This is a genomic window from Kosakonia sp. CFBP8986, assembly GCF_034044935.1.
Classification (GTDB): Bacteria; Pseudomonadota; Gammaproteobacteria; order Enterobacterales; family Enterobacteriaceae; genus Kosakonia; species Kosakonia cowanii.
The window spans coordinates 298,456-320,057 of record NZ_JAXCXB010000005.1 but is presented as its reverse complement, the minus strand read 5'-3'; the positions used below and the strand labels follow the sequence as shown (position 1 = coordinate 320,057).

Below are 21,602 nucleotides of genomic sequence, written 5' to 3'. Positions count from 1 at the left end.
CTTCTCATAATGATGAGCAGATCTATGACACATTTGGTTACCATTCTAGTTGGTGTAGTCAGCAAATCCTGTCGCAAATCATAGTCGGGTTTTAACGACGCCTTAATCTAGTGAACCACTGTTTCATTTAATAAGATGAGTCTCACCATGGAAAACAGGCTGTTAACGGCGAAAGCCACTCTACCTCAGTACGATCGCAGCAAGCTGGTTGCGCGCATTGTGCATCTTGGTTTTGGCGCATTCCATCGCGCGCATCAGTCGGTCTACACCGATATCCTCGCCGCAGAGCACGGCAGCGACTGGGGTTACTGCGAAGTTAATCTTATCGGCGGCGAGCAGCAGATTGCCGATCTAAAACAGCAGGATAATCTCTACACCGTGGCGGAGATGTCCGCCGACGCGTGGACCGCGCGCGTGGTTGGCGTGGCGAAACGTGCGCTGCATGCACAGGTCGACGGGCTTGAAACGGTGCTGGATGCCATGTGTGAGCCGCAGGTCGCCATTGTTTCGCTGACCATCACCGAGAAAGGCTACTGCCACTCACCGGCGACCGGGGAGCTAATGCTCGATCACCCGTTGATCGTAGCCGATCTGCAAAACCCACATCAGCCACAATCCGCCGCCGGGGTGATTGTCGAAGCGCTCTCCCGTCGTAAAGCCGCAGGTTTACCGCCGTTCAGCGTAATGTCCTGCGACAACATGCCGGAAAATGGCCACGTTACGCGCAACGTTGTCTGCGCCTATGCCCGCACGGTGGACGCCGCGCTGGCGCGCTGGATTGAAGAGAACGTTACTTTCCCCTCCACGATGGTCGATCGTATTGTTCCGGCCGTTACGGCTGAAACCCTTGAGAAGATCGAACAGCTTACCGGTGTGCGCGATCCGGCGGGCGTCGCCTGTGAACCGTTCCGCCAGTGGGTGATTGAAGATAATTTTGTCGCAGGCCGCCCGGCGTGGGAGAAAGCGGGCGCGGAGCTGGTGAGCGATGTGGTGCCCTTTGAAGAGATGAAGCTGCGCATGCTGAACGGCAGCCACTCCTTCCTCGCCTACCTTGGCTATCTGGCGGGCTATCAGCACATCAATGAGTGCATGGAAGATGAACACTACCGCCGCGCGGCACACGCGCTGATGCTGCGCGAACAGGCGCCGACGCTGAAAGTCCAAGGCGTCGATCTGGCGCACTACGCCGATCTGCTGATCGCGCGTTACAGCAACACCGCGCTGCGTCACCGCACCTGGCAGATCGCCATGGACGGCAGTCAGAAGCTGCCGCAGCGCATGCTCGATTCTGTGCGCTGGCATCTGGCGCAGGGCAGCGATTTCTCACTGCTGGCGTTAGGCGTCGCGGGCTGGATGCGCTATGTGGGTGGCGTTGACGAGCAGGGGCAAGCGATTGAGGTATGCGATCCGCTGCTTGCGGTTATTCAGAAAGCGGTGAGCAGTAGCGCTGAAGGCGAAGCGCGCGTAGAGGCGTTGCTGGGCATTGAGGCGATCTTTGGCCGTGAATTGCCGAAAGCGCGCGCGTTTGTGGCGCAGGTACAGAAGGCGTATCAAATGCTGCTGGCGAAAGGTGCTAAAGCGACCGTTGCACACTTCGCGGCGGGGCTGTAACTAAACAGTGAGTGCCGCTGCGGCGGCACTCATCTTCATCATGTTTTGCCAATCAGTGCAGGCCGAGGCGGATCAGCTCTACCGGCTCGAATTTGCCTTCACACCCTTCCACTTCCACCGTTTTGTTACGGCGCACTTTTTCAGCACTTAAGCCCTCGGCGTGAATAGCGACAATTTTGCCAATGCGGCCAGTGCCATTAATCATTACGCGTGAGCCGGTGGTGATAGGATTACGGTTGCGGTCATAAGTCATCATGATGGTTTCTCCTTGATAATATCCATAAAGCGAACCGGGGCAGAAGATGGCCCCAAAACGGACGCCCTATAAATACGCCACTGAGATGATGAGTTTTTGTTTTTGATCAAGGTCACACTTTTTTCTGGCAAAAAAGGTGACCTGATAAGGGAAAAAAGAGGGGGATTACTCTTCGCTGAACCAGTCGCGATTTTCCTGGCGAATGGTTTTAACCGACTCGCTGATCTCCTGCAGATGCAACGTCATCGCATGCTCAACCGCATCGGCGTCGCGTTTTTCCAGCGCTTCGAAAATGGCCTGGTGCTGGCGCAGCAGCATCTCCGGCGGCGAAACATGATCGAGGCTCATATAGCGCACACGATCGATTGTTGCCTTGATGTTTTCAATCGTATCCCACGCGAGCTGGCAGTCTGCGATCAGCGCCAGCTTGTGGTGAAAATCATCATCCAGTTCAAAGAAATCATTCAGCTGCTTACGCTCAATGGCGATCCGCTGCTGGTGGAGATTCTGCTCAAGCTGATAACAGGCGCTGTCATCTATCATCTGCGCGGCGCGGCGGGCCACGGCGCACTCTATCGCCTGGCGGACAAAACAACCGTTGCGCACCTGTGTGAGGGAGATTTTGTTAACGTAGCTTCCGCGCTGGGGGCGGATCTGAATCAACCCGTTTTCCGCAAGCTTGATAAAGGCTTCACGCACCGGCTGGCGCGAGACGTCAAAACGCACCGACACCTCTTTTTCAGAGAGCGGTGTGCCCGGTGGGATCAGGCAGTGGACAATATCCCGTCGCAGGATGGTATAGATCTGTTGATTAACGGGTTGCGTAGGGTTGAGTTGCGTTTCGGCGGCCATTCGCTCTTACTTTTTAAAGGGTTAACCCGGCTACCATACCATTGTTTCTGCGCACATCCCATACCCGGCCCGCAGGCCGGGCGGGAAGCATCAGCTCTGGCGGTGCACGCTCAGACCGGCGTAGCTCTGGCTGACCGGCATCATCTCAAGTGTGTTGATATTGACATGCTTCGGCAGTGTCGCCACCCACCACACCGCTTCGGTCACATCTTCCGAGCTCAGTGCGGTGGTGTTTTCGTAGGTTTTCGTCGCTTTATCGTCATCGCCTTTAAAGCGCACGTTGGAGAACTCGGTGCCGCCAACCAGACCCGGCTCGATATTGGTGACACGCACCGCGGTACCGCTCAGATCGGTGCGCAGGTTGAGGCTGAACTGGCGCACAAAGGCTTTGCTCGCGCCATACACGTTGCCGCCCGCGTAAGGCCAGCTACCGGCCGTTGATCCAAGGTTGATTATATGACCGCGATTGCGCTCAACCATTCCCGGCAGCACGGCGCGGGTCATATAGACCAGCCCTTTATTGTTGGTGTCGATCATCGTTTCCCAGTCATCAACATTGGCTTTGTGCGCAGGCTCCATGCCCAGCGCCAGCCCGGCGTTATTGACCAGTACGTCAATCTCGCGCCACTGCGCGGGCAGGGCGGCGATAAACTCGTCGATCGCCGCGCGGTTACGCACATCCAGCTGCGCGGTGTAGAGATTTTCGCCCAGCTCCTCTTTCAGCTCCTGCAAACGCTCCTGGCGGCGGCCGGTGGCGATCACGTGGTGACCATTTTGAATAAAACGGCGGGTAATGCTCTCGCCGAACCCTGCGGTTGCCCCGGTAACAAGAATAATCATGTCATTGTTCCTCAACGATTTTTGTGATGACGTCACATAGCATGCACCGCACAGAGGCGGCAATACAAGTTTTGACTGTTAAAGAGTGTGGCAAAAAATGGTGGCTTGCGCAGGGGCGAGAAAGGATTGCGCCGCGCGCGGTGGATGCCTACTCTGATGAGACTTACCGCATTCAGGAGCAAACTATGTCGGTCTCTAATCCCTTTTTTACTGCCAGCCCGCTGCCATATCAGGCGCCACCCTTCGATCTTATTGAGCAGGAGCACTATCGCCCGGCCTTTGATGAAGGGGTGCGGCAAAAACGCGAGCAGATCGCGGCGATCGCGCAAAACAGCGCGCCTGCAGACTTCGACAACACCATCCTGGCGCTGGAGCAGAGTGGTGCTTTGCTCACTTACGTGACCAGCGTCTTTTTTGCCATGACCTCGGCGGATACCAATGATTTCCTCCAGCAACTGGATGAAGCCTTCTCGACGGAGTTAGCGGAACTGGCAAACGACATCTATCTTGATGAACAGCTTTTTGACCGCGTTGAGGCGGTATGGAAAAGCCTTGATACCGCTAACCTCGATGCTGAATCGGCGCGTCTGGTAGAAGTGACCTATCAGCGTTTTGTGCTGGCGGGCGCGATGCTGGATGAGCAGGATAAAGCGACGCTGAAAGCGCTCAATACCGAAGCTGCATCCCTGATAAGCCAGTTTAACCAGCGCCTGCTGGCCGCGGATAAAGCGGGCGGCCTGGTGGTGGATGATGTGCGCCAGCTCGACGGCATGAGTGCTGAAGAGATTGAGCATGCCGCCGAAGCGGCGAGGGCTAAAGGGCTGGAGAACCGCTGGCTGTTAACACTGCTTAACACTACTCAGCAACCGGCGCTGGCCGTACTGCGCGATCGTCAAACACGAGAGAATCTGTTTAAAGCCAGCTGGCTGCGTACCGAGCGCAACGATGCTAACGACACGCGTGCACTGGTGCTGCGCCTGGCCAGCCTGCGTGCCGAGCAGGCACATCTGCTCGGCTTTGATGATTTCGCCAGCTGGAAGATCGCCGATCAGATGGCGGGTACGCCGCAGGCGGCGCTGGAATTTATGCGCAATATCGCACCGGCTGCCCGTGCGCGCGCTGAACGCGAGCTGGCAGATATTCAGCAGGTTATTGATAACCAGCAGGGCGGGTTCACCGCTCAGGCCTGGGACTGGGCCTTCTATGCTGAGCAGGTTCGTATGGCGAAATACGATCTCGACGAGACGCAGATAAAACCCTACTTCGCGTTGAACACGGTATTAACGGAGGGGGTATTCTGGGCGGCAAGCCAGCTGTTCGGCATCCGTTTTCAGGAGCGGTTTGATATCCCCGTCTATCATCCGGACGTGCGTGTATGGGAGATTTTTGACGCCGACGATCGCGGGCTGGCGCTCTTTTATGGCGACTTCTTTGCCCGCGACTCGAAAAGCGGCGGCGCCTGGATGGGTAACTTTATCGAGCAGTCGACGCTTAACGGCACGCAGCCGGTTATCTACAACGTCTGCAACTACCAGAAACCGGCTAACGGCCAGCCTGCGCTGCTCTCCTGGGATGAGGTGATTACGACTTTCCACGAGTTTGGCCATACGCTGCACGGGCTGTTTGCCAGCCAGCGCTATGCCAGCCTCTCCGGCACCAACACGCCGCGCGATTTTGTTGAGTTCCCGTCGCAGATTAACGAGCACTGGGCCAGCCAGCCGGAGGTGTTTGCCCATTACGCCCGCCACTACCAAAGCGGCGAGCCGATGCCGGACGCCCTGCGCGACAAGATGCTGCGCGCCACGCAGTTTAATAAAGGCTATGACATGACCGAACTGCTGAGCGCAGCGTTGCTGGATATGAACTGGCATGGGCTGGCGGCGAATGCGGAAGTCAACGATGTGGCAAGCTTCGAAGCGCAGGCCATTGCCAAAGAGAAGCTCGACCTGGCCGCCGTACCGCCGCGCTATCGCAGCAGCTATTTTTCCCATATCTTCGGCGGCGGTTATGCCGCAGGTTATTACGCCTATTTATGGACGCAAATGCTCGCCGACGATGGCTATCAGTGGTTCGTTGAGCAGGGCGAGTTAAGTCGTGAAAATGGGCAAAAATTTCGTGATGCCATTCTGTCGCGCGGCAACAGCACGGATTTAGCTGAACTCTATCGCCAGTGGCGCGGGCACGATCCGCAGATCGAGCCGATGCTGAAAAACCGTGGATTGAGCGAGTAAATAAAATAAAGCCTGTATAAAATCAGGCTTTCTTAAACGTAAGAGAACTGTTGGTGCGAAAGGATATATTATGGGGTTTTACTCAGATTCAGTTGTTATGAAGGGTTTGGAAGAATTAGATGCATTTTTTTCAGGCAAACTTCCAAATTATGATAAAAACATCATCATTAATGAAGATGACTCTGATGCGCTATTATTCAACAATGCATTAACATCCTCATGGAGAGCGTTTTTTTTCCTTGCAAGAAATGATGTTGAAAAATTAAATGACAATACAAGGTTTAATCAGGAGTATATGTCGGAGCGTATGCGCTTCACAGTGAAAAGTTACAAGGATAATGAAGTTGTTTTCCTTTCAGATTTAATGAGGGTGTTATATGAATTTAGGTTCTGGACCGGAGCTCCGTTGAGTTTTGATTTTTTCTCTCATGGCGTTTTAACCCGAATACATGATAGCTATGGAGTTCAGAATAGCCCTTATGCTCAGTTCGATTGGATCAGAGATACCCTGAGTGCTACCTTGGTACAATGGTTGGTCAATGGGGAGAAATTCACTCAAGCAAAAATATTTCTTATGGAAATTGATGCTCGGAGGGAAAAATTCCTTGACGAGCTGACCAAAACAGGGAACGAGTATCAACAACAGATTGATGGGGCGTTAAGTGCAGCCCAGGAGATGCTTGATAAGCGGTCAAGGGAGCAAAGTAATGTGTTGAGTGATCAACACGCAGCCGCAATTACAGAGCTAACGGATCATTTCTCCAAAATACAAAGTGATATTGAAAACGTTAAAAATGAAGCATCAGTTGGTTTGGAGTATATAAAATCGGCGAAGGACGAAATAAATGCTTTAGAGCAACGAATCGAAAACCTTAAGTCGGAATACAATTTTGTTGGTTTGAGTTCGGGTTTTAATCAAATAAAAGACAAGAAAGAAAAAGAGTTGCATGATGTTGAGATGAACTATAGAAATTTATTTGGTTGCATTTTTATAGCGCCAGTGTTGGCGGTAATCTTACATTTTGTTTATCCTTCTGTTTATCCAAGGGATTATTCTGCAATATTTATTGCGCTGCCTTTTTTTACTATCGAGATGGCCTTAATTTATTTTTTCAGACTTTCTTATTTGGAGGCGAAGTCTATACGAACTCAACTTGTGCAAATAGAGTTGAGATTGAGTCTTTGTGCATTTATTGATGGCTATGTAGAATACAGAAGAAAAAATGAAACTGATGTGAGTAAAGTTCTAGACTGCTTTGATTCTTTGATATTCAGTCCAATTCAAATGAATGAGAACAATATACCCTCCATGTTTGACGGTGTAGAAGCGATAGCCGGATTAGCGGAAAAAGTGATGAAAAAATGATATGCCCATGGCTTAGGTAAGATTGATCTGCTAGTTCCTGGAGCAGGGAGGGTGGATCGTGAAAACGGGCAAAAAATTCAGTGATGCGATTATTTCTCGCGGCAACAACACGGATTTAGCTGAACTCTATCGCCGCCAATGGCGCGGGCACGATCCTCAGATCGAGCCGATGCTGAAAAATCGGGGATTAAGCGAGTAACGTAGTTTAAGTGCAGAAATAGAACCGGGCGCAATGCCCGGTTTTTTGTGTGTTTAACAACGAGCTTAGATCGTGCTCTAAAGATAATCGCGGGGCTGGCTTTAACGCTACTGAGTAGGTAGAACCCAATATTCGTTAATAGAGTTTTCATGTTCACTTATTCGTCAACTCCTTGTCCGCGCATCAATAAAAATTATGAACGCCTTGGAAACAGAGGGGCGGGACTGGCAGCAGCGCCAACCCCCCTGCCAGTAATTAGCGAACTCTTCAGATGAGAAGCCAACGTTGTTTCAAACCGCACGACTTCATAAGTAACATGTCAGGGCTGTTAAATCTTTGTTCCCATAATCCGCGAAACAACGGCTTTTGCCGCATCAAGCTTGGCTTTACCAGCGTCAGAGTGCGTACCGGTTTCGAATGCTTTGAAGTTACCTTCAATCTTCTCAGCGGCTCTTTCAATGAACACGTGCGGCAGCTCAGAGAAGATGGACTGGAAAATGACTTCATAGGCTAAAGCGCGACACTGCAGATCGCTAATCGTTTCTTCGGTTGTCTTCATCATCTCTCCTTAAGAAATGCTGTGATATATCTTACTGTTTAATTTGAAAACTCTTCGGATTACCTGAACGAGCTAAATGCTCACTTCTTGAGGACATCACGGATTTGACCCTGTCAGCGTTCGAGAACGTTTCCTGTTAACCTTTATCGACCAGCTAACCGCTATTCTTTATCAAAAATTTAAATCGCTGCCTTTTACGTGCTACGCGACGATGCATTTCGAGCGAGGCTGTCTATTCCCCTCCGCGTTATCGCCGTTCGATAAACGTTTGCGCTTTAAAAACTTACATAACCCGCATGAGCATTGACCGTTCTCCCTTCGCTTAATAACGTTAAGCGTGGTGATGAATCCCCCTACGCGGAGGGGCTACCAGCCACATCTTTTGGGGTGAAAGCGAGTTGTGCGGGCTGGCGCGCACTCACCGGGAGGCACCCGGCATCACCGAAATATCCTTAGCCAGAGACAGGTTATTTGGCCGGTCTCTGGCTTTTTGCCGCCTTTTTATACCCACACAATTGCGAAAGTGTGGTCCACCTCACGTTTCCCGCCGTAGCGTTATCCCTCTCATTAAGCCAAATTATAGGACCTAATTTTTAGCGCTTAACAATCTATGGCATGGCGCAGGCATGATGAGCATGGCTGTGTTAATGTCGAAGGCAATTTAAGCAACTGAGGTAACCGACATGACCAAAAATGTAGTGGTAATTCGCGCCGGTGGTAAGGTTGAGCAGGTGTCCGTGGAAGATAACGCCAAATCGGTCACCTTTAAAAATGAGCAAAGCGCTTTTCTGGAAATCCCGATCGAGCCGTGGGAGCTCGACGGCGAGACCTACTTCGTCGCCCGTTTCTCCGATCTGGTCACCCAGCAGGAGACGGAGCAAGCTATTCGCCAGTTTCATTAAACCCTAACCGCCTTCGGGCGGTTTTTTTTGCCTGTATGTGGAGGTATCGATGGAAACAGAACGTGAAGTAACAGCCGCTACGCCGACTATCAGCACGCAGGACAGCGCGCTGTCGCATCTGGTCTCCTGCGCAAACCTTGGCGCAAGCATGGTTGTCACGCTGGTGGTTGGCGGACAGGTGGTGGCAGGTGAACTGGTATCAGGTAAAGAGTATGCGCTGTCGACGGCGCAGGCGATTCGTTCTGTTGCCGGCGATGAGGATATTAAAAATCCTATCGCTACTTTTTTCGATCAGCTGGCAGAAGATTACCGCGTCGACGACGAGCATGAGATTCCACTTAATTACCTGCATATTAAAGATCCCTCATGGATGACAGGTAATGGCGGCTGGACGAGTGTGAAGGGCACAATATTACGAGTACATATTGCGAAAGTCAGCGGGTTTTCATTAGGCAAAGCAAAAAACGCGTAAACAAAAAACGGGGCCGGGAAAGAGGCCCCATTTTTATAAAACGTGTTTCGGCCAGCGCCGTCTTCTGAGTGCAGGAATACAGGTTAACGCAGTAAGTCGCGCGCCACACACTGAGCAAATCGCCCCGTGCGAAGGAAGTTTATCAGAACAATAGGTAGTAAAAGTAAACTTGTGGCTACTGCAAACCGGGCACGTAAATTTAAGATTGGGGATAACCCCTCCGGTCTGTGGAATTGAAAACCCAGCCTAACACGCCCATAAGACCAAAAGGGATATATCCTCTTTGTTTTCAAAGTAAAAGGTCAATTTATGTCAGGCAATCGTTTCGATGGTTTCGCCTGATGAAGGGGTAATGGCAGGCGTCGTTTAGGTTCTGTTGAGGTTGTTACTGATAAAGTGACATCAGCCCGTTAACATTGAAAAACGAGTTAGCGTGTAACAATAAGCACAAATCTATCCATGCAAGCATTGACCGCCATAACCGGCGGTTTTTTTTGCGCCAGATAAAGCAAAAACGGCTTCTTACATATAATGTAAGAAGCCGTCGCGGTGGGGGATTATCGTCGTTCATCAATCGTCCCATTTATGGCTAAAATAAGCGGCTAAAAAACCTGAAAACAAAATAATGCCCAGAACCGCCATAAATACATGAATATTTCCCATTTTGTACCTCTCCATTTATTTCACTGATTTGCCTCACTTGAAAATTTTATCGCTGCAATGGAGAGATAATAGCCTGCTAAATATCAACAAACGCTTAATAATGTGAATTAATTCACCGCTTCGGTAAATTTTTTCCGATACGCCGCGGGCGACAGGGCGTGCTGCTGTTGAAAATGGTGGCGCAGCGAGGCGGCGTTAGCGAACCCGCTGTGACGGGCGATAAGCTCTATGCTCATCCGCGTTTGCGTCAGCAGCGACTGCGCGCGCAGCAACCGCTCCTGCAATATCCAGCGTGCGGGCGTGGTGCCGGTTGCTTCCTGAAAACGGCGAAGAAAGGTGCGCTCGCTCATGCCGGTACGCTGCGCCAGCGCGGCGACCGTATGGTTGCCCGCCAGGTGCTGGTGCAGATAATCAAACAGCAGGCCGAGCTGGCGGCTTTCACGTGTTCGCGCCACCGGGCGAGCCAGGTGCTGGGTTTGCGCGCCGTCACGGTGAGGCTGCACCACCAGCCGTCTGGCGACGCTATTCGCTGCCTCAATGCCAAAATCCTCGCGCACCACGTGCAGGCAGAGATCGATCCCCGCCGCGCTGCCCGCCGAGGTCATCACATTTCCCTCGTCATAATAGAGAGCGTCGTCAAGCACGACGATGGCTGGATAGTGCTCACGTAGCCGGTCGGTATAGCGCCAGTGCGTGGTGGCTTTACGCCCGTTGAGTAATCCCGCGGCCGCCAGTACAAACACCCCAGAACAGATCGAGATAATCCGGCAGCCGCGCTGCCAGGCTTCCTGTAACGCACGGCATAAGGCGGGTGGAACCGGGTGATCGGCGCCGCGCCAGCCAGGAATCACCACGGTATTCGCCTCAGCAAGCAGTTCAAGGCCGCCTTCCGCCATAATGCGAATGCCGCCGGTAGCGCGCAGTTCGCCCGCATCAACGGCGGCAACCGCAAAGTCATACCACTTATCGCCCATCTCCGGGCGCGGCAGGCCAAACACTTCCACGGCGACGCCAAATTCAAAGGTACAGAGCCCGTCATAGGCGAGGGCGACCACGCGATGGCGGGCCGCAGGGTGTCGTAAAGTTGTCATTATCCTGGTGTTATCTGGCAGAGAAGGGCGCATTCAGCGCGCGCTGTTTTGGTTAGAGTAGTGTTAACACAACCACGGAGAAAAGACGATGAGCTATGTAACCGATATTCCCGCCGCCTCCCCGGAAGAAGCTGCCAGCCACTTTATGCACCGCCTGAGCGTTGAGACGGACTGCGCGGACGTGCACCACGCCCTGACCCATAACGAGAAAGATTTTGTCTTACTGCACGTAGTCGGCAGCCCGGATGCCTTTGCGCGTCGCCATCTGCCGGGCGCGATCCATCTGCCTCACAACACCATCACGCCGGAGCGGATGGCCGAATGGCCTGCTGATACGCTGTTTGTAGTTTACTGCGCGGGCCCGCACTGCAACGGGGCTGATTTCGCAGCACTGAAGCTGGCGCGCCTCGGGCTGGCTGTAAAGATCATGATCGGCGGTATTACCGGTTGGCAGGATGAGGGTTTTAGCTTCGCCAGCGGGATAGAGCACGCCGCCTGATCGGGGATTAATTTCACCTTACTGCCCTGAACATGAATATTTTTCAAGGGACGTGAAATTTTCTCGTTTGCCGCCGTGCGCCCGGTGTGACATTTTGTTTGGACATTTAGCCGTCCAGAAGTCTAAATATTCAAATAATGAATTATCACGCCGGGCAACCATCTGCCACGGCGCATTAAGGAGAGAGTTATGCAGCGACATCAGGCCCCGTTCCGCGCAGACGTAGTCGGCAGTTTTTTACGTCCCGACGCTATTAAGCAGGCGCGTCAGCAGTTTGCGCAGGGTGAAATCAGCGCCGATCAGCTGCGTCATGTTGAAAACGAAGAGATTCGTCATGTGGTGGAACAGCAGTGTGCCTGCGGTCTGCACGTGGTGACCGATGGCGAGTTTCGCCGCGCCTGGTGGCATTTTGATTTCTTTGCCGGGCTGGAGGGCGTTGAGCTTTTCGAAGCCGAGCAGGGGATCCAGTTCAATGGTGTGCAGACTAAAGCACACGGCGTACGCGTGACGGGCAAAGTGAGCTTTAAAGACCACCCGATGCTGGAAGATTTTCGCTATCTGAAGAGCATCAGCGGCGATGCGCAGCCGAAAATGACCATCCCCAGCCCGAGCGTGCTCCACTTCCGCGGCGGCCGTAAGGTGATCGACGCGACGGTATACCCTGAGCTGGATGCCTATTTTGACGATCTCGCCACCACCTGGCGTGATGCGATCCGCGCGTTTTATGACGCTGGCTGCCGTTATCTGCAGCTGGACGATACCGTCTGGGCCTATCTCTGCTCTGACGATCAGCGCAAACAGATTGTCGCACGCGGTGACGATCCGGAAGAGCTGGCGCGCATTTACGCCCGCGTACTAAACAAGGCGCTGGAGGGGAAACCGGAAGATTTGACCATCGGGTTGCATGTCTGCCGCGGCAACTTCCGCTCGACCTGGATCTCCGAAGGGGGTTACGAGCCGGTAGCAGAGGTGCTGTTCGGCGGCGTGAATGTCGACGCCTTCTTCCTTGAGTATGACAATGACCGCTCCGGTGACTTTGCGCCGCTGCGCTTTGTGCGCCCTGGCAAACAGCAAGTGGTGCTGGGCCTGATCACCACTAAAAACGGTGAGCTTGAGAACCCGGAAGGGGTAAAAGCGCGTGTTGAGGAAGCGGCGAAGTATGTTGATATCAGCCAGATTTGCCTCAGCCCGCAGTGCGGTTTTGCCTCAACCGAAGAGGGCAATTCGCTGACGCCGGAGCAGCAGTGGGAGAAAGTACGCCTGGTGACCCGTATCGCTGAGCAGGTGTGGTAACAGGCGCCAGCCTTGGTTTGCCTCCGCTGCACGATTGCCGGATGGCGGCTACGCCTTATCCGGCCTACGGGAATGGGGCCACTGAAACGGCGTAGGCCGGATAAGCGGTTACGCGCCATCCGGCAATGGGGTTGGCATGTGACTTTGGTGGAATGGTTCCGTTCACCAGCCGTTCGGGAGTTTCATTAATCTCTTATGCGGTGAACGGGACAAGGGGGGACCGCTCCCCCCTTGTCAATCCCCGCGGCCCCGCGAGGAAATCGGTGCTGCGCACTGCGCTCACCTCCCGCGTGCCTGACTGCGGCCGGCTCGACTCGGCTTGCTCGCCCCTACAGGACTCGCTCCATGCCTCGGTTCGCCTCTGTCCGCCATCCATGGCATCCAGACCTTGTCATTCACGCTTCGGTTCGCCGATTTCAGCGGGGACACAACCCCATCGCTGTGAGACCTGAAGTAAAAGCACTTTCGGTGTCGCTGAATGCACGTTTTTGTAGGCCGGATAAGGCGCAGCCGCCATCCGGCAATTGTGCCGCGGTGATAATGCCTGATGGCGCTACGCTTATCAGGCCTAAACCGTTTCAGGGGCTTCGTTACCGTAAGCCGAATAAGGCGCAGTTGCGGTTCGGGATGACGGGCATCCCCTTATTGCGTCTGCAACACGCCCCATGGCCGGACTCGCATCCCTTTGAGCATCATCAGCCAGGCAATGACAATAGTGACCATCAGGATGACAAACAGCGACCAGGGCGGCAGCGTGGTGAGGATCACGCCGGTTAACAATGGGTTCATCGCCGCGCCCAGCCAGCCGAGCGCCTGCGCCGAGAAATAGGTCGCTTTCATGCCCGGCGGCGCAATGTTATCAATCAACAGATACTCGCCCGGCGCATAGATCACCTCGCCGAGGGTAAACACCGCGGCAGAGAGGCCCCACAGCCATAAATTGTCGCCAGAGAGCATAAAGCCCGCGAGACCGATAACAAAACTGAGCGTACCAATCCCCATCAATGGCCGCAGGTTGCCCGGGGTGAGCTTTCGCCCAACGGCATACTGCAAGGTGACGACTATCGCTGCGTTGACCGGCAAAACCACCGCCACCACGCGCTCGGCGAACTCACTGCTCGCCACCACCATCACATACTGCGACAGGCAGGACGCAAAAGAGCCGGCAACGAACGAGGCAAGAAAGTTAGAGAGGGTAAACCAGCCCAGCGCTTTATCCCTCAGCAGCACCGACGGGGACCAGGCCGCAGCAGGATCGTGACCCTCTCCGACAGCGATGCGCTGCACATAGAGCTGAATAAACACCAGCGGAAAGGCAGCGCAGAACACCGCCAGCCAGAAGGGCAGATTGATGCTCTGCATCACCAGCAACGTGCCGAGCGGCGGCCCGACGGTCCAGCCGATGTTGAGGAAGGTGTAGTTGAGCGAGAAAATTTTCGCTTTTGCCGCTGGCAGCAGCGTATCGGCAAAATAGGCTTTCAATACCGTTGAAAAAACCGAATAGGCGCAGTTGATCAGCGCGAAAAAGAGCACCACCAGGCCAGCATGATGGGTCAGCGGAATGGCGGCAAATCCGCCGATAAAGGCGACAATTGCCAGCAACATATAGCGTTTTTTGTCGAACTTATCCGCCAACATGCCGAAGCCAAGGCTGAAGATCACCCCTACGGTCAGGGCGATACTCATCGCATAGCCAACCTGATCGACCGCCATGCCGTACTGGCGATTGAGGTAGATGGTCATAAACGGCAGCGTTGCGCCGCGGCCAATTGTTAACAAGAGTGATGAAATCAGTAATGCGGTTGTGGAGCGCGTTTGTGTCGAGGTCATTTTCTTACCCGGCATGATTATTTTCGTTTTTGTGATACCAACAGCAATAACACGCCGAAACTGAGGCGCACAACCGCCAATTTGTCTGTAGGTGCCAAAAACGACCTACCGAATTTAATGATCTATTACTGGACTATTTTTTCAGTTAACGTAAATTTTTTACAAATTTGTAAATAAAAAGGGGCGTAGATGGCGCGTAAAGATGTGCTGCTGGCAATGCTGGTAGTCGTGGCCTGGGGCCTCAATTTTGTGGTGATCAAAGTGGGTCTGCACGCCATGCCACCGCTGATGCTCGCGGGGCTACGCTTTCTGCTGGTCGCTTTCCCGGCGTTGCTGTTTGTCGCCCGACCCAAAGTGCCGATGCGCCTGCTGCTCGGGTATGGCCTGACCATCAGCTTCGGGCAATTCGCGTTTCTCTTCTGCGCTATCAAGTTCGGTATGCCCGCAGGATTAGCCTCGCTGGTTCTGCAAGCTCAGGCCTTCTTCACCATCATTCTCGGGGCGGGGATCTTTGGCGAACGGTTGCAAGTCAAACAGCTGGTCGGCATTGCGCTGGCGGTCGTGGGCGTGCTGGTGCTGATTCAGGCGAGCTTCACGGGGCAACATATTCCGCTGCTCGGCTTTATGCTCACGCTGGCGGGGGCCTTTAGCTGGGCGTGCGGCAATATCTTTAATAAAAAAATTATGCAGCACAGTTCGCGCCCGGCGGTGATGTCGCTGGTGGTGTGGAGCGCGCTGATCCCGATTGTGCCGTTTATGGTCTGCTCGCTGATTTTCGACGGCCCGGCGCTGATGCTGGAAAGCGTGGTGGCCATCGATACCACGACGCTGCTGTCGCTGGTCTATCTGGCGTTTATCGCCACCATTCTCGGCTACGGAATTTGGGGAACGCTGCTGGGGCGGTATGAAACCTGGCGTGTTGCGCCGTTATCCCTGCTGGTGCCGGTGGTCGGCATGGCAAGTGCTGCACTGCTGCTGGATGAGAAATTATCCGTGATGCAGCTGGCCGGTGCGGTGCTGGTGATGGCCGGGCTCTATATCAATGTGTTTGGTTTTCGTCTGCGCCGGGCGGCACAGGCAAACTGAAGGTAAAAAAAAGCCCCGCACGGTACGGGGCAAAACGGTTAGCTGCGTTGATGGTAATACGCTACGCCTAACTCGTCAGATTTGTCGCTTCCCGCCCCCATATGGTTGAAGTCATACGGCGATGTTTGTTGGGCGGCGGGTATGATCATTGCGTCACGGGAATTTTGCCCGGCGCTGTGATCAAACTGCTCCGCATAACTCTGGCCACTCAGCAGCACCAAAAATGCCGCTGCGGCACAGGTAATACGTTTCATACTTTCCTCGATACGTCTTTAATTACAGGCGATTAGTTAACAAGCGTGATTTAACGGATAGAGATAGCGGGACTCCGCAGGCATATCCGTGACACGGAACTTATGCGGCGGCACGTCAAAATAGTTTTTGAACGTGCGGGTCAGGGTCTGTTGCGATTCAAACCCGTAACGCTCCGCCAGATACAGGATCGGCTCATTACTTCCCTTGAGCTTCTGCGCAATTTCCGTCAGCTTGCGGCTGCGAATGTATTGACCCAGTGAATGACCAGTCTCTTTTTTAAACATCCGTTGCAGGTGCCACTTTGAGTAACCCGAACGCTCTGACACCTTTTCCAGGGAGAGCGGTGACTCCAGGTTATCCTCGATCCAGTCCAAAATGCTATGAATGGTAATAGCGTCAGTGTTGCGTCTGGACATCGTCATACCTCTTTGTTTTTACGGCAAGACTTTCTTAAGCAAATGCTCAAGTGTTGCCACTTCTTCTGCGGTTAAGTTTTTTGTTAATTCCTGATGCAGGTCTTGACCCACTAATTGATGACATTGCTCACAGAGCGTCGCGCCTTCAGGTGTTAATCGCACCAGCACGCCGCGCTTGTCATTAGGATTCGGGCTGCGTTCAATCCACCCTTTGCACACCAGCCTGTCCATCATGCGGGTCAGTGCGCCAAGGTCGACGGAGAGAACTTTTTTCAACTCAACCGGGGTAATACACCCTTCACAGCGGACAGAGCAGAGCACCTTAAACTGGGCTGCGGTGATATCCAGCGGCGAAAGATAGTCGTTGAGTAAACGATCTTTTTTTTGGTTAACCATGTGGATCAAGCGGCCTAAAGGAATGATGTCGTTGAATAGATCATTCGTGCTTTTCACAATGGTTGCCCCGGCAAGTAGTTTAATCACGGCAGATATTATTGCTCAGGCAAATATAAGTCAACCAAATGGGTATCGGATGCCACTAATTGCTAAAACTTTTCATGCTTAAGAATGTTTTTAATTTCATCTGCTTGAATTTACGTAACTTTTACCCATTATCAGCATAAGTGAAGGCGCTTTTGCCGCCGCGTTGCGGCTATACTGGCGGGGTGGTTAACCGGGGAGAGGTGAAACGTACCATGATGGAATTGATCAAAATTATCGGTCTCGGGCTGGTAGTGTTGCTGCCGCTGGCTAATCCGCTGACCACCGTCGCGTTGTTCTTAGGCCTGGCGGGCAACATGAACAGCGTCCAGCGAAACCAGCAGGCGCGCATGGCTTCGCTCTATGTCTTTATCATCATGATGGTCGCCTGGTACGCAGGCCAGTTGGTGATGAACACCTTTGGCATCTCGATTCCAGGCCTGCGCATTGCCGGTGGGCTGATTGTGGCGTTTATCGGCTTTCGTATGCTCTTTCCGCCAGCAAAAAGTCATGAGTCGCCGGAGACAAAAGCCAAGACGGCTGAACTGGCGGATGAGCCGGAGACCAATATTGCCTTTGTACCGCTGGCGATGCCGAGCACTGCCGGGCCTGGCACCATTGCGATGATTATCAGCTCGGCGTCGACCGTTCGCCACGGCGCTGATTTTCCCGCCTGGGTGATCGCCGTTGCGCCGCCGCTTGTTTTTGCCGCCGTGGCGCTGATTTTGTGGGTAAGCCTGCGTAGTTCCGGCGCGATTATGCGGCTGGTGGGCAAGGGCGGCATTGAAGCAATCTCGCGGCTGATGGGCTTCCTGCTGGTCTGCATGGGCGTGCAGTTCATCATTAATGGCGTACTGGAGATTATCTCGACCTATCCGGCAGGCGCCTGATGCGCCAGCTCTCCTGCTTCATTTTGTGCTGTTGTCTGCTGCTCGTCGGCTGCCAGCAGCAAAAGCGCGTCTCCACGCCGCTCGGGCAGAGCAGTTTTGCCGAGTATCAACAGCAGACGCGCGATTATGTTGCCGCCCACCGCGCCTTTCAGACGCTGGATAAACCTGCCGAATTACGGCTCAATACGCCGCAGGAGTGGCGACCGGCGCAGAAAGCGCGCAAGGGGATTTTGCTGATCCACGGTCTCGGCGACGGGCCAGGATCGTTTGTCGATATCGGCCCGCAGCTTGCCCGTGAAGGGTTTCTGGTGCGCACCGTGCTGCTGGACGGGCACGGCACACGTCCCGCCGACCTGATTGGCGTCAGCGTTGACCAGTGGCGGCAGGTGGTGAATGAGCAGGCAGCGATTCTGGCGAAAGAGGTCGATTCACTCTGGCTGGGCGGCTTCTCTACCGGCGGCAACCTGGCGCTGGAATATGCCATGGCCCATGACAACGTGCAGGGGCTTCTGCTCTTTTCGCCGGCCTTCAGGCCGAGTACCCGCTACGCTTTTCTGGCGCCGACGCTGGCGTTGTTTCGCGACTGGCTGCGCCCGCCGGGTGCGCTTTTCCCCCAGCAGATCGCCACCCGCTATCTGCGCGTGCCGACTAACGGTTTTGCCCAGTTCTGGCGAACCAGCGCCAGCGCGCAGAGTTTGCTGGCGCAGAAGTCGTTCAATAAGCCGACACTGGTGGTATTAACGGAGCATGATTCGGTGCTGGATACGCGCTGGATCCTCGATCGGTTCGATCACGCCTTTACCCATCCCGCCAGCCGTGCGATCTGGTACGGCACGCCGCCGCCCGAATCAGTGACAATGTCACGCCTGCGCGTGAAAACCGATGTGCTGCCGCAGGATCGCATCAGCCAGTTTTCCCATATGTCGGTGCTCTTTTCACCGGATAATCCGCTTTATGGTCGCCAGGGCAGTGTAAGGCTTTGCGGTAACGGGCAGTCGGAAGCAGCGGCAGAGCGTTGCCTGAAGGGGGACGAGGTGTGGTATTCCGATTGGGGGTTAGTGACGCCGGGAAAAATTCACGCCCGGTTGACGTGGAACCCGTGGTTTGAATGGCAGAATTCGGTGATGGACGACGTTATCAGCGCAGCGCCCTGATGGTGGAAACCGCGGCGATCCCGTAGGCCGGATAAGCGTATGCGCCATCCGGCATTATCGCCGCGGTACCATTGCCGGATGGCGGCTGCGCCTTATCCGGCCTACAAAATCGAGCCTACAGCGACACCAGTGTGGCTTTGATTTTCGGTCTTGCAGCGATGGGGTTGTGTCCCCGCTGAAATCGGCGAACCGAAGCGGGAATGACAAGGTCTGGACGCCATGGATGGCGGACAGAGGCGAACCGAGACAGGATGTCGAGTCGAGCCGACCGCAGTCAGGCACGCGGGAGGTGAGCGCAGTGCGCAGCACCGATTTCCTCGCGGGGCCGCGGGGATTGACAAGGGGAGCGCGGCCGCTTCCCTTGTCCCGTTCACCGCATAAGAGATGAATGAAACTCCCGAACGTATGGTGAACGGAACCATTCCACCATGGTCACGCCATTGCCGGATGGCGCGTTACACGCTTATCCGGCCTACGCGGTTTCAGAACGATCACACTGGCTCGCTCTGCTCCTCGAGCTGCACCGGCCAGCGGCGGAAAATCACCACCGCCCACACCAGCGCGGCAATCGCCGGGACGGCACCGGCATAACCGATGGTGCTCATCGACCAGTGCAGGCTCACCTGATTGCCCACCAGCGCGCCTGCGCCAATACCGATATTAAAAATCCCGGAAAAAAGCGCCATCGCCACATCGGTGGCATCCGGTGCCAGCGCCAGCACTTTCACCTGCATGCCGAGGCCAATAATCATAATCGCCACGCCCCAAAACAGGCTTAGCACGGCGAGATAGCTTTCGCTTCCGGCGGCGGGAAGCAGCATCACCAGCGAAATCACCAGCAGCCCGATGGCGCTGCACACCAGCCCGGAGGCGTGCCGGTTGCCGAGCTTACCGAACAGCACGCTGCCAATAATCCCCGCACCACCAAGCAACAGCAGCAGGATAGTCGCGAAATTGGCGCTAAACCCCGCTACATTCTGCACAAACGGCTCAATATAGCTGTACGCGGTGTAATGGGCGGTCACCACCACTGCCGTCAGCACATAGATGCTGACCAGCGCCGGGCGACGGAACAGCAGCGGCAGGCTTTTCAGCGAGCCGGAGTGCTCGCTGTTGAGCGTCGGCAGCAGCTTCACCAGGCAAATAAGCGTTACCAGCGCGCCCATGCCAATCACAAAGAAGGTGGTGCGCCAGCCAAAGTACTGCCCGACGATGCGGCCAATCGGCAAGCCGAGCACCATCGCCAGCGCGGTACCGGTGGCGAGCAGGCTTAACGCCTGTGCGCGTTTACCCGCCGGTGCCAGGCGGATCGCCAGTGAGGCGGTAATCGACCACAAGATGGCATGAGCAAACGCAATGCCGATACGGCTAATCACCAGCACCTCAAAATTCCACGCAAGGAAGGAGAGAACATGGCTGGCGATAAACAGCACAAACAGCGCAATCAGCAATTTTCGCCGCTCAATATGGCTGGTTAGCAGCATAAAGGGCAGCGACATCAGCGCCACCACCCACGCGTAGATGGTCAGCATGATCCCGACCTGCGGGGTCTCCATATCGAAGCTCTGGGCGATATCAGAGAGCAACCCCACCGGCACAAATTCGGTGGTGTTGAAAATAAAAGCGGCAACGGCAAGCGTAACCACCCGTAGCCACGCGACTTTACGTGAAACAGTATTCGTCATCATAAGAGTGCTTTGGGTTGGTTGGAGGGAAGAAGAGGCGAAGATCTTAATGCTTTTGCCGGCGGAAAGACAAACTTTTTGTGATGTAGATCTCATTTTTCATTCAGCAAAAAAATAGCGGTTGCGCCGCCGAAGGTTTGCCGTCAGAACAAAAGAAAAGATGAGGAAAAACAATGCACACAATTGACTTCTATCTGGTCGACGCTTTCAGCGACCACACCTTCGGCGGTAACGCCGCCGCGGTCTGTCCACTTACCGAGTGGCTGCCGGACGATCTGCTACTGAAAATGGCGCAGCAGCATAACCAGTCGGAAACCGCTTTTTTTGTGCGCAACGACAGCGGCTTCGAGCTGCGCTGGTTCACGACGCAGGATGAGATCAATCTCTGCGGTCACGCAACGCTCGCCGCCGCTCACGTTATCTTCGAATACCTCGATTATCCAGAGACTGAGATCCGCTTCAGCACCCGTTTTGTCGGTGAGTTAACCGTTGCGCGCAACGGCGACTGGCTCACTCTCAATTTTCCGGCATGGGCAACCCAGGCCGTTGAGAACCCGCCGCCGCTGCTGCTGGAAACGCTGGGCATTGCAAAGGCACAGGCGGTGTATGAAGGACGCGATTACATGGTCGTGCTGGAGAGCCAGGCGCAGGTCGAAGCCTTGCAGCCCGATATCGCCGCCATGAAACCGCTGGGAAAAATGGTCTGCGTTACGGCACCGGGAGAGGAGTATGACTTTGTCAGCCGCTTCTTCTGCCCGGGCGAGTCGGTAGCCGAAGATCCGGTTACCGGTTCGTCGCACAGCATGCTGATCCCCTACTGGGGCGAGAAGCTCGGCAAAACGGTGATGCAGGCGCGCCAAGTCTCCGCGCGCGGCGGCGATCTGCGCTGCGAGTGGCGGGGCGATCGGGTGTTGATTGGCGGCCAGGCGACGCTCTATTTAATCGGCAAAGTCTACCTGCGCTAGCACAATG

At 54.5% G+C, this 21,602-nt stretch carries 22 protein-coding genes and 1 pseudogene; 12 read left to right on the top strand and 11 right to left on the bottom strand.

Annotated features, from left to right (window positions below; genetic code table 11):
• Positions 1 to 147 precede the first annotated feature (147 nt).
• Positions 148 to 1,611, top strand: coding sequence for a mannitol dehydrogenase family protein (locus SOM48_RS13735; protein WP_320512166.1), 1,464 nt, complete (start codon positions 148 to 150; stop codon positions 1,609 to 1,611).
• 52 nt (positions 1,612 to 1,663) lie between these two features.
• Here SOM48_RS13735 and ydfZ read toward each other — a convergent pair whose 3' ends face one another.
• The 3 genes from ydfZ to ydfG form a co-directional block, all read right to left on the bottom strand.
• A complete protein-coding gene (gene ydfZ, locus SOM48_RS13730) occupies positions 1,664 to 1,867 on the bottom strand; it encodes a putative selenium delivery protein YdfZ (RefSeq protein WP_042715647.1) in 204 nt (67 codons plus the stop codon).
• A gap of 165 nt (positions 1,868 to 2,032) precedes the next feature.
• Positions 2,033 to 2,719, bottom strand: coding sequence for a GntR family transcriptional regulator (locus tag SOM48_RS13725; RefSeq protein WP_128483021.1), 687 nt, complete (start codon positions 2,717 to 2,719; stop codon positions 2,033 to 2,035).
• 90 nt (positions 2,720 to 2,809) lie between these two features.
• Complete coding sequence (gene ydfG / locus SOM48_RS13720) at positions 2,810 to 3,559, bottom strand: bifunctional NADP-dependent 3-hydroxy acid dehydrogenase/3-hydroxypropionate dehydrogenase YdfG (protein ID WP_320512165.1); 750 nt, start codon at positions 3,557 to 3,559, stop codon at positions 2,810 to 2,812.
• 185 nt (positions 3,560 to 3,744) lie between these two features.
• Between ydfG and dcp the strand changes: the two genes are divergently transcribed.
• The 3 genes and pseudogenes from dcp to SOM48_RS13705 form a co-directional block, all read left to right on the top strand.
• Positions 3,745 to 5,790 carry a peptidyl-dipeptidase Dcp gene (dcp, locus tag SOM48_RS13715; RefSeq protein WP_320512164.1) on the top strand — a complete coding sequence of 682 codons (2,046 nt, stop codon included), beginning with the start codon at positions 3,745 to 3,747 and terminating at the stop codon, positions 5,788 to 5,790.
• Between the two features lie 70 nt (positions 5,791 to 5,860).
• Positions 5,861 to 7,156, top strand: coding sequence for a hypothetical protein (locus SOM48_RS13710; protein ID WP_313353501.1), 1,296 nt, complete (start codon positions 5,861 to 5,863; stop codon positions 7,154 to 7,156).
• Positions 7,157 to 7,190: 34 nt separating this feature from the next.
• Positions 7,191 to 7,355, top strand: a pseudogene (locus SOM48_RS13705) (hypothetical protein); the annotation flags it as partial.
• Between the two features lie 328 nt (positions 7,356 to 7,683).
• On the opposite strand, the gene SOM48_RS13700 reads toward SOM48_RS13705, so the two are convergent.
• Positions 7,684 to 7,917 (bottom strand): hypothetical protein, encoded by a 234-nt coding sequence (locus tag SOM48_RS13700; protein WP_232374373.1) that lies wholly within the window; start codon positions 7,915 to 7,917, stop codon positions 7,684 to 7,686.
• 680 nt (positions 7,918 to 8,597) lie between these two features.
• Between SOM48_RS13700 and SOM48_RS13695 the strand changes: the two genes are divergently transcribed.
• Entirely contained in the window at positions 8,598 to 8,816 is a 219-nt protein-coding gene (locus SOM48_RS13695; protein ID WP_042715639.1) for a hypothetical protein, read from the top strand.
• 49 nt (positions 8,817 to 8,865) lie between these two features.
• On the top strand, positions 8,866 to 9,288 hold the full coding sequence (locus tag SOM48_RS13690; protein WP_076769802.1) for a hypothetical protein: 423 nt from the start codon (positions 8,866 to 8,868) through the stop codon (positions 9,286 to 9,288).
• 570 nt (positions 9,289 to 9,858) lie between these two features.
• Here the strand turns inward: SOM48_RS13690 and mgtS are convergent.
• Both mgtS and ftrA read right to left on the bottom strand, forming a co-directional pair.
• Complete coding sequence (gene mgtS / locus SOM48_RS13685) at positions 9,859 to 9,951, bottom strand: protein MgtS (protein WP_094419811.1); 93 nt, start codon at positions 9,949 to 9,951, stop codon at positions 9,859 to 9,861.
• 107 nt (positions 9,952 to 10,058) lie between these two features.
• On the bottom strand, positions 10,059 to 11,063 hold the full coding sequence (gene ftrA / locus SOM48_RS13680; protein ID WP_369811755.1) for a transcriptional regulator FtrA: 1,005 nt from the start codon (positions 11,061 to 11,063) through the stop codon (positions 10,059 to 10,061).
• A 67-nt stretch (positions 11,064 to 11,130) separates the two neighbouring features.
• Between ftrA and SOM48_RS13675 the strand changes: the two genes are divergently transcribed.
• Together SOM48_RS13675 and SOM48_RS13670 are read left to right on the top strand one after the other, a co-directional pair.
• The gene (locus tag SOM48_RS13675) at positions 11,131 to 11,541 is read left to right on the top strand and encodes a rhodanese-like domain-containing protein (protein ID WP_023481406.1); all 411 of its coding nucleotides are present in this window, start codon (positions 11,131 to 11,133) and stop codon (positions 11,539 to 11,541) included.
• 189 nt (positions 11,542 to 11,730) lie between these two features.
• Positions 11,731 to 12,834 carry a cobalamin-independent methionine synthase II family protein gene (locus tag SOM48_RS13670; protein ID WP_076769803.1) on the top strand — a complete coding sequence of 368 codons (1,104 nt, stop codon included), beginning with the start codon at positions 11,731 to 11,733 and terminating at the stop codon, positions 12,832 to 12,834.
• A gap of 642 nt (positions 12,835 to 13,476) precedes the next feature.
• Here the strand turns inward: SOM48_RS13670 and ydeE are convergent.
• A complete protein-coding gene (ydeE, locus tag SOM48_RS13665; RefSeq protein ID WP_288882287.1) occupies positions 13,477 to 14,664 on the bottom strand; it encodes an efflux MFS transporter YdeE in 1,188 nt (395 codons plus the stop codon).
• Between the two features lie 189 nt (positions 14,665 to 14,853).
• Between ydeE and eamA the strand changes: the two genes are divergently transcribed.
• On the top strand, positions 14,854 to 15,750 hold the full coding sequence (eamA, locus tag SOM48_RS13660) for an O-acetylserine/cysteine exporter (RefSeq protein WP_076769804.1): 897 nt from the start codon (positions 14,854 to 14,856) through the stop codon (positions 15,748 to 15,750).
• Positions 15,751 to 15,788: 38 nt separating this feature from the next.
• Here the strand turns inward: eamA and marB are convergent, their stop codons facing one another.
• The 3 genes from marB to marR are packed head-to-tail and all read right to left on the bottom strand — an operon-like array spanning position 15,789 to position 16,874.
• Positions 15,789 to 16,004 carry a multiple antibiotic resistance protein MarB gene (marB, locus tag SOM48_RS13655; RefSeq protein ID WP_139964813.1) on the bottom strand — a complete coding sequence of 72 codons (216 nt, stop codon included), beginning with the start codon at positions 16,002 to 16,004 and terminating at the stop codon, positions 15,789 to 15,791.
• A 36-nt stretch (positions 16,005 to 16,040) separates the two neighbouring features.
• Positions 16,041 to 16,421 (bottom strand): MDR efflux pump AcrAB transcriptional activator MarA, encoded by a 381-nt coding sequence (marA, locus tag SOM48_RS13650; RefSeq protein WP_023478575.1) that lies wholly within the window; start codon positions 16,419 to 16,421, stop codon positions 16,041 to 16,043.
• 18 nt (positions 16,422 to 16,439) lie between these two features.
• The gene (marR, locus tag SOM48_RS13645) at positions 16,440 to 16,874 is read right to left on the bottom strand and encodes a multiple antibiotic resistance transcriptional regulator MarR (protein WP_023478578.1); all 435 of its coding nucleotides are present in this window, start codon (positions 16,872 to 16,874) and stop codon (positions 16,440 to 16,442) included.
• A gap of 242 nt (positions 16,875 to 17,116) precedes the next feature.
• On the opposite strand from marR, the gene SOM48_RS13640 reads away from it, so the two are divergent.
• Entirely contained in the window at positions 17,117 to 17,791 is a 675-nt protein-coding gene (locus SOM48_RS13640) for a MarC family NAAT transporter (RefSeq protein WP_320512163.1), read from the top strand.
• A complete protein-coding gene (locus tag SOM48_RS13635) occupies positions 17,791 to 18,945 on the top strand; it encodes an alpha/beta hydrolase (protein ID WP_320512162.1) in 1,155 nt (384 codons plus the stop codon). Before SOM48_RS13640 ends, SOM48_RS13635 begins: the two co-directional genes overlap by 1 nt.
• 491 nt (positions 18,946 to 19,436) lie before the next feature.
• Here SOM48_RS13635 and SOM48_RS13630 read toward each other — a convergent pair whose 3' ends face one another.
• Positions 19,437 to 20,633 carry a sugar transporter gene (locus tag SOM48_RS13630; protein WP_320512161.1) on the bottom strand — a complete coding sequence of 399 codons (1,197 nt, stop codon included), beginning with the start codon at positions 20,631 to 20,633 and terminating at the stop codon, positions 19,437 to 19,439.
• A 170-nt stretch (positions 20,634 to 20,803) separates the two neighbouring features.
• Here SOM48_RS13630 and SOM48_RS13625 point away from each other — a divergent pair, with 170 nt between their 5' ends.
• Entirely contained in the window at positions 20,804 to 21,595 is a 792-nt protein-coding gene (locus SOM48_RS13625) for a PhzF family phenazine biosynthesis protein (RefSeq protein WP_289747384.1), read from the top strand.
• The last annotated feature ends 7 nt before the right edge of the window (positions 21,596 to 21,602 follow it).

Coding starts and splice junctions, on each gene's coding strand:
- SOM48_RS13690 (WP_076769802.1), top strand. CDS start 8,866: ATGGAAACAGAACGTGAAGTAACAGCCGCTACGCCGACTATCAGCACG.
- SOM48_RS13630 (WP_320512161.1), bottom strand. CDS start 20,633: ATGATGACGAATACTGTTTCACGTAAAGTCGCGTGGCTACGGGTGGTT.
- SOM48_RS13670 (WP_076769803.1), top strand. CDS start 11,731: ATGCAGCGACATCAGGCCCCGTTCCGCGCAGACGTAGTCGGCAGTTTT.
- mgtS (WP_094419811.1), bottom strand. CDS start 9,951: ATGGGAAATATTCATGTATTTATGGCGGTTCTGGGCATTATTTTGTTT.
- ydfZ (WP_042715647.1), bottom strand. CDS start 1,867: ATGATGACTTATGACCGCAACCGTAATCCTATCACCACCGGCTCACGC.
- eamA (WP_076769804.1), top strand. CDS start 14,854: ATGGCGCGTAAAGATGTGCTGCTGGCAATGCTGGTAGTCGTGGCCTGG.
- dcp (WP_320512164.1), top strand. CDS start 3,745: ATGTCGGTCTCTAATCCCTTTTTTACTGCCAGCCCGCTGCCATATCAG.
- SOM48_RS13675 (WP_023481406.1), top strand. CDS start 11,131: ATGAGCTATGTAACCGATATTCCCGCCGCCTCCCCGGAAGAAGCTGCC.
- SOM48_RS13625 (WP_289747384.1), top strand. CDS start 20,804: ATGCACACAATTGACTTCTATCTGGTCGACGCTTTCAGCGACCACACC.
- marA (WP_023478575.1), bottom strand. CDS start 16,421: ATGTCCAGACGCAACACTGACGCTATTACCATTCATAGCATTTTGGAC.
- SOM48_RS13695 (WP_042715639.1), top strand. CDS start 8,598: ATGACCAAAAATGTAGTGGTAATTCGCGCCGGTGGTAAGGTTGAGCAG.
- SOM48_RS13725 (WP_128483021.1), bottom strand. CDS start 2,719: ATGGCCGCCGAAACGCAACTCAACCCTACGCAACCCGTTAATCAACAG.
- SOM48_RS13700 (WP_232374373.1), bottom strand. CDS start 7,917: ATGATGAAGACAACCGAAGAAACGATTAGCGATCTGCAGTGTCGCGCT.
- SOM48_RS13640 (WP_320512163.1), top strand. CDS start 17,117: ATGATGGAATTGATCAAAATTATCGGTCTCGGGCTGGTAGTGTTGCTG.
- marB (WP_139964813.1), bottom strand. CDS start 16,004: ATGAAACGTATTACCTGTGCCGCAGCGGCATTTTTGGTGCTGCTGAGT.
- ydeE (WP_288882287.1), bottom strand. CDS start 14,664: ATGACCTCGACACAAACGCGCTCCACAACCGCATTACTGATTTCATCA.
- SOM48_RS13710 (WP_313353501.1), top strand. CDS start 5,861: ATGGGGTTTTACTCAGATTCAGTTGTTATGAAGGGTTTGGAAGAATTA.
- ydfG (WP_320512165.1), bottom strand. CDS start 3,559: ATGATTATTCTTGTTACCGGGGCAACCGCAGGGTTCGGCGAGAGCATT.
- SOM48_RS13735 (WP_320512166.1), top strand. CDS start 148: ATGGAAAACAGGCTGTTAACGGCGAAAGCCACTCTACCTCAGTACGAT.
- SOM48_RS13635 (WP_320512162.1), top strand. CDS start 17,791: ATGCGCCAGCTCTCCTGCTTCATTTTGTGCTGTTGTCTGCTGCTCGTC.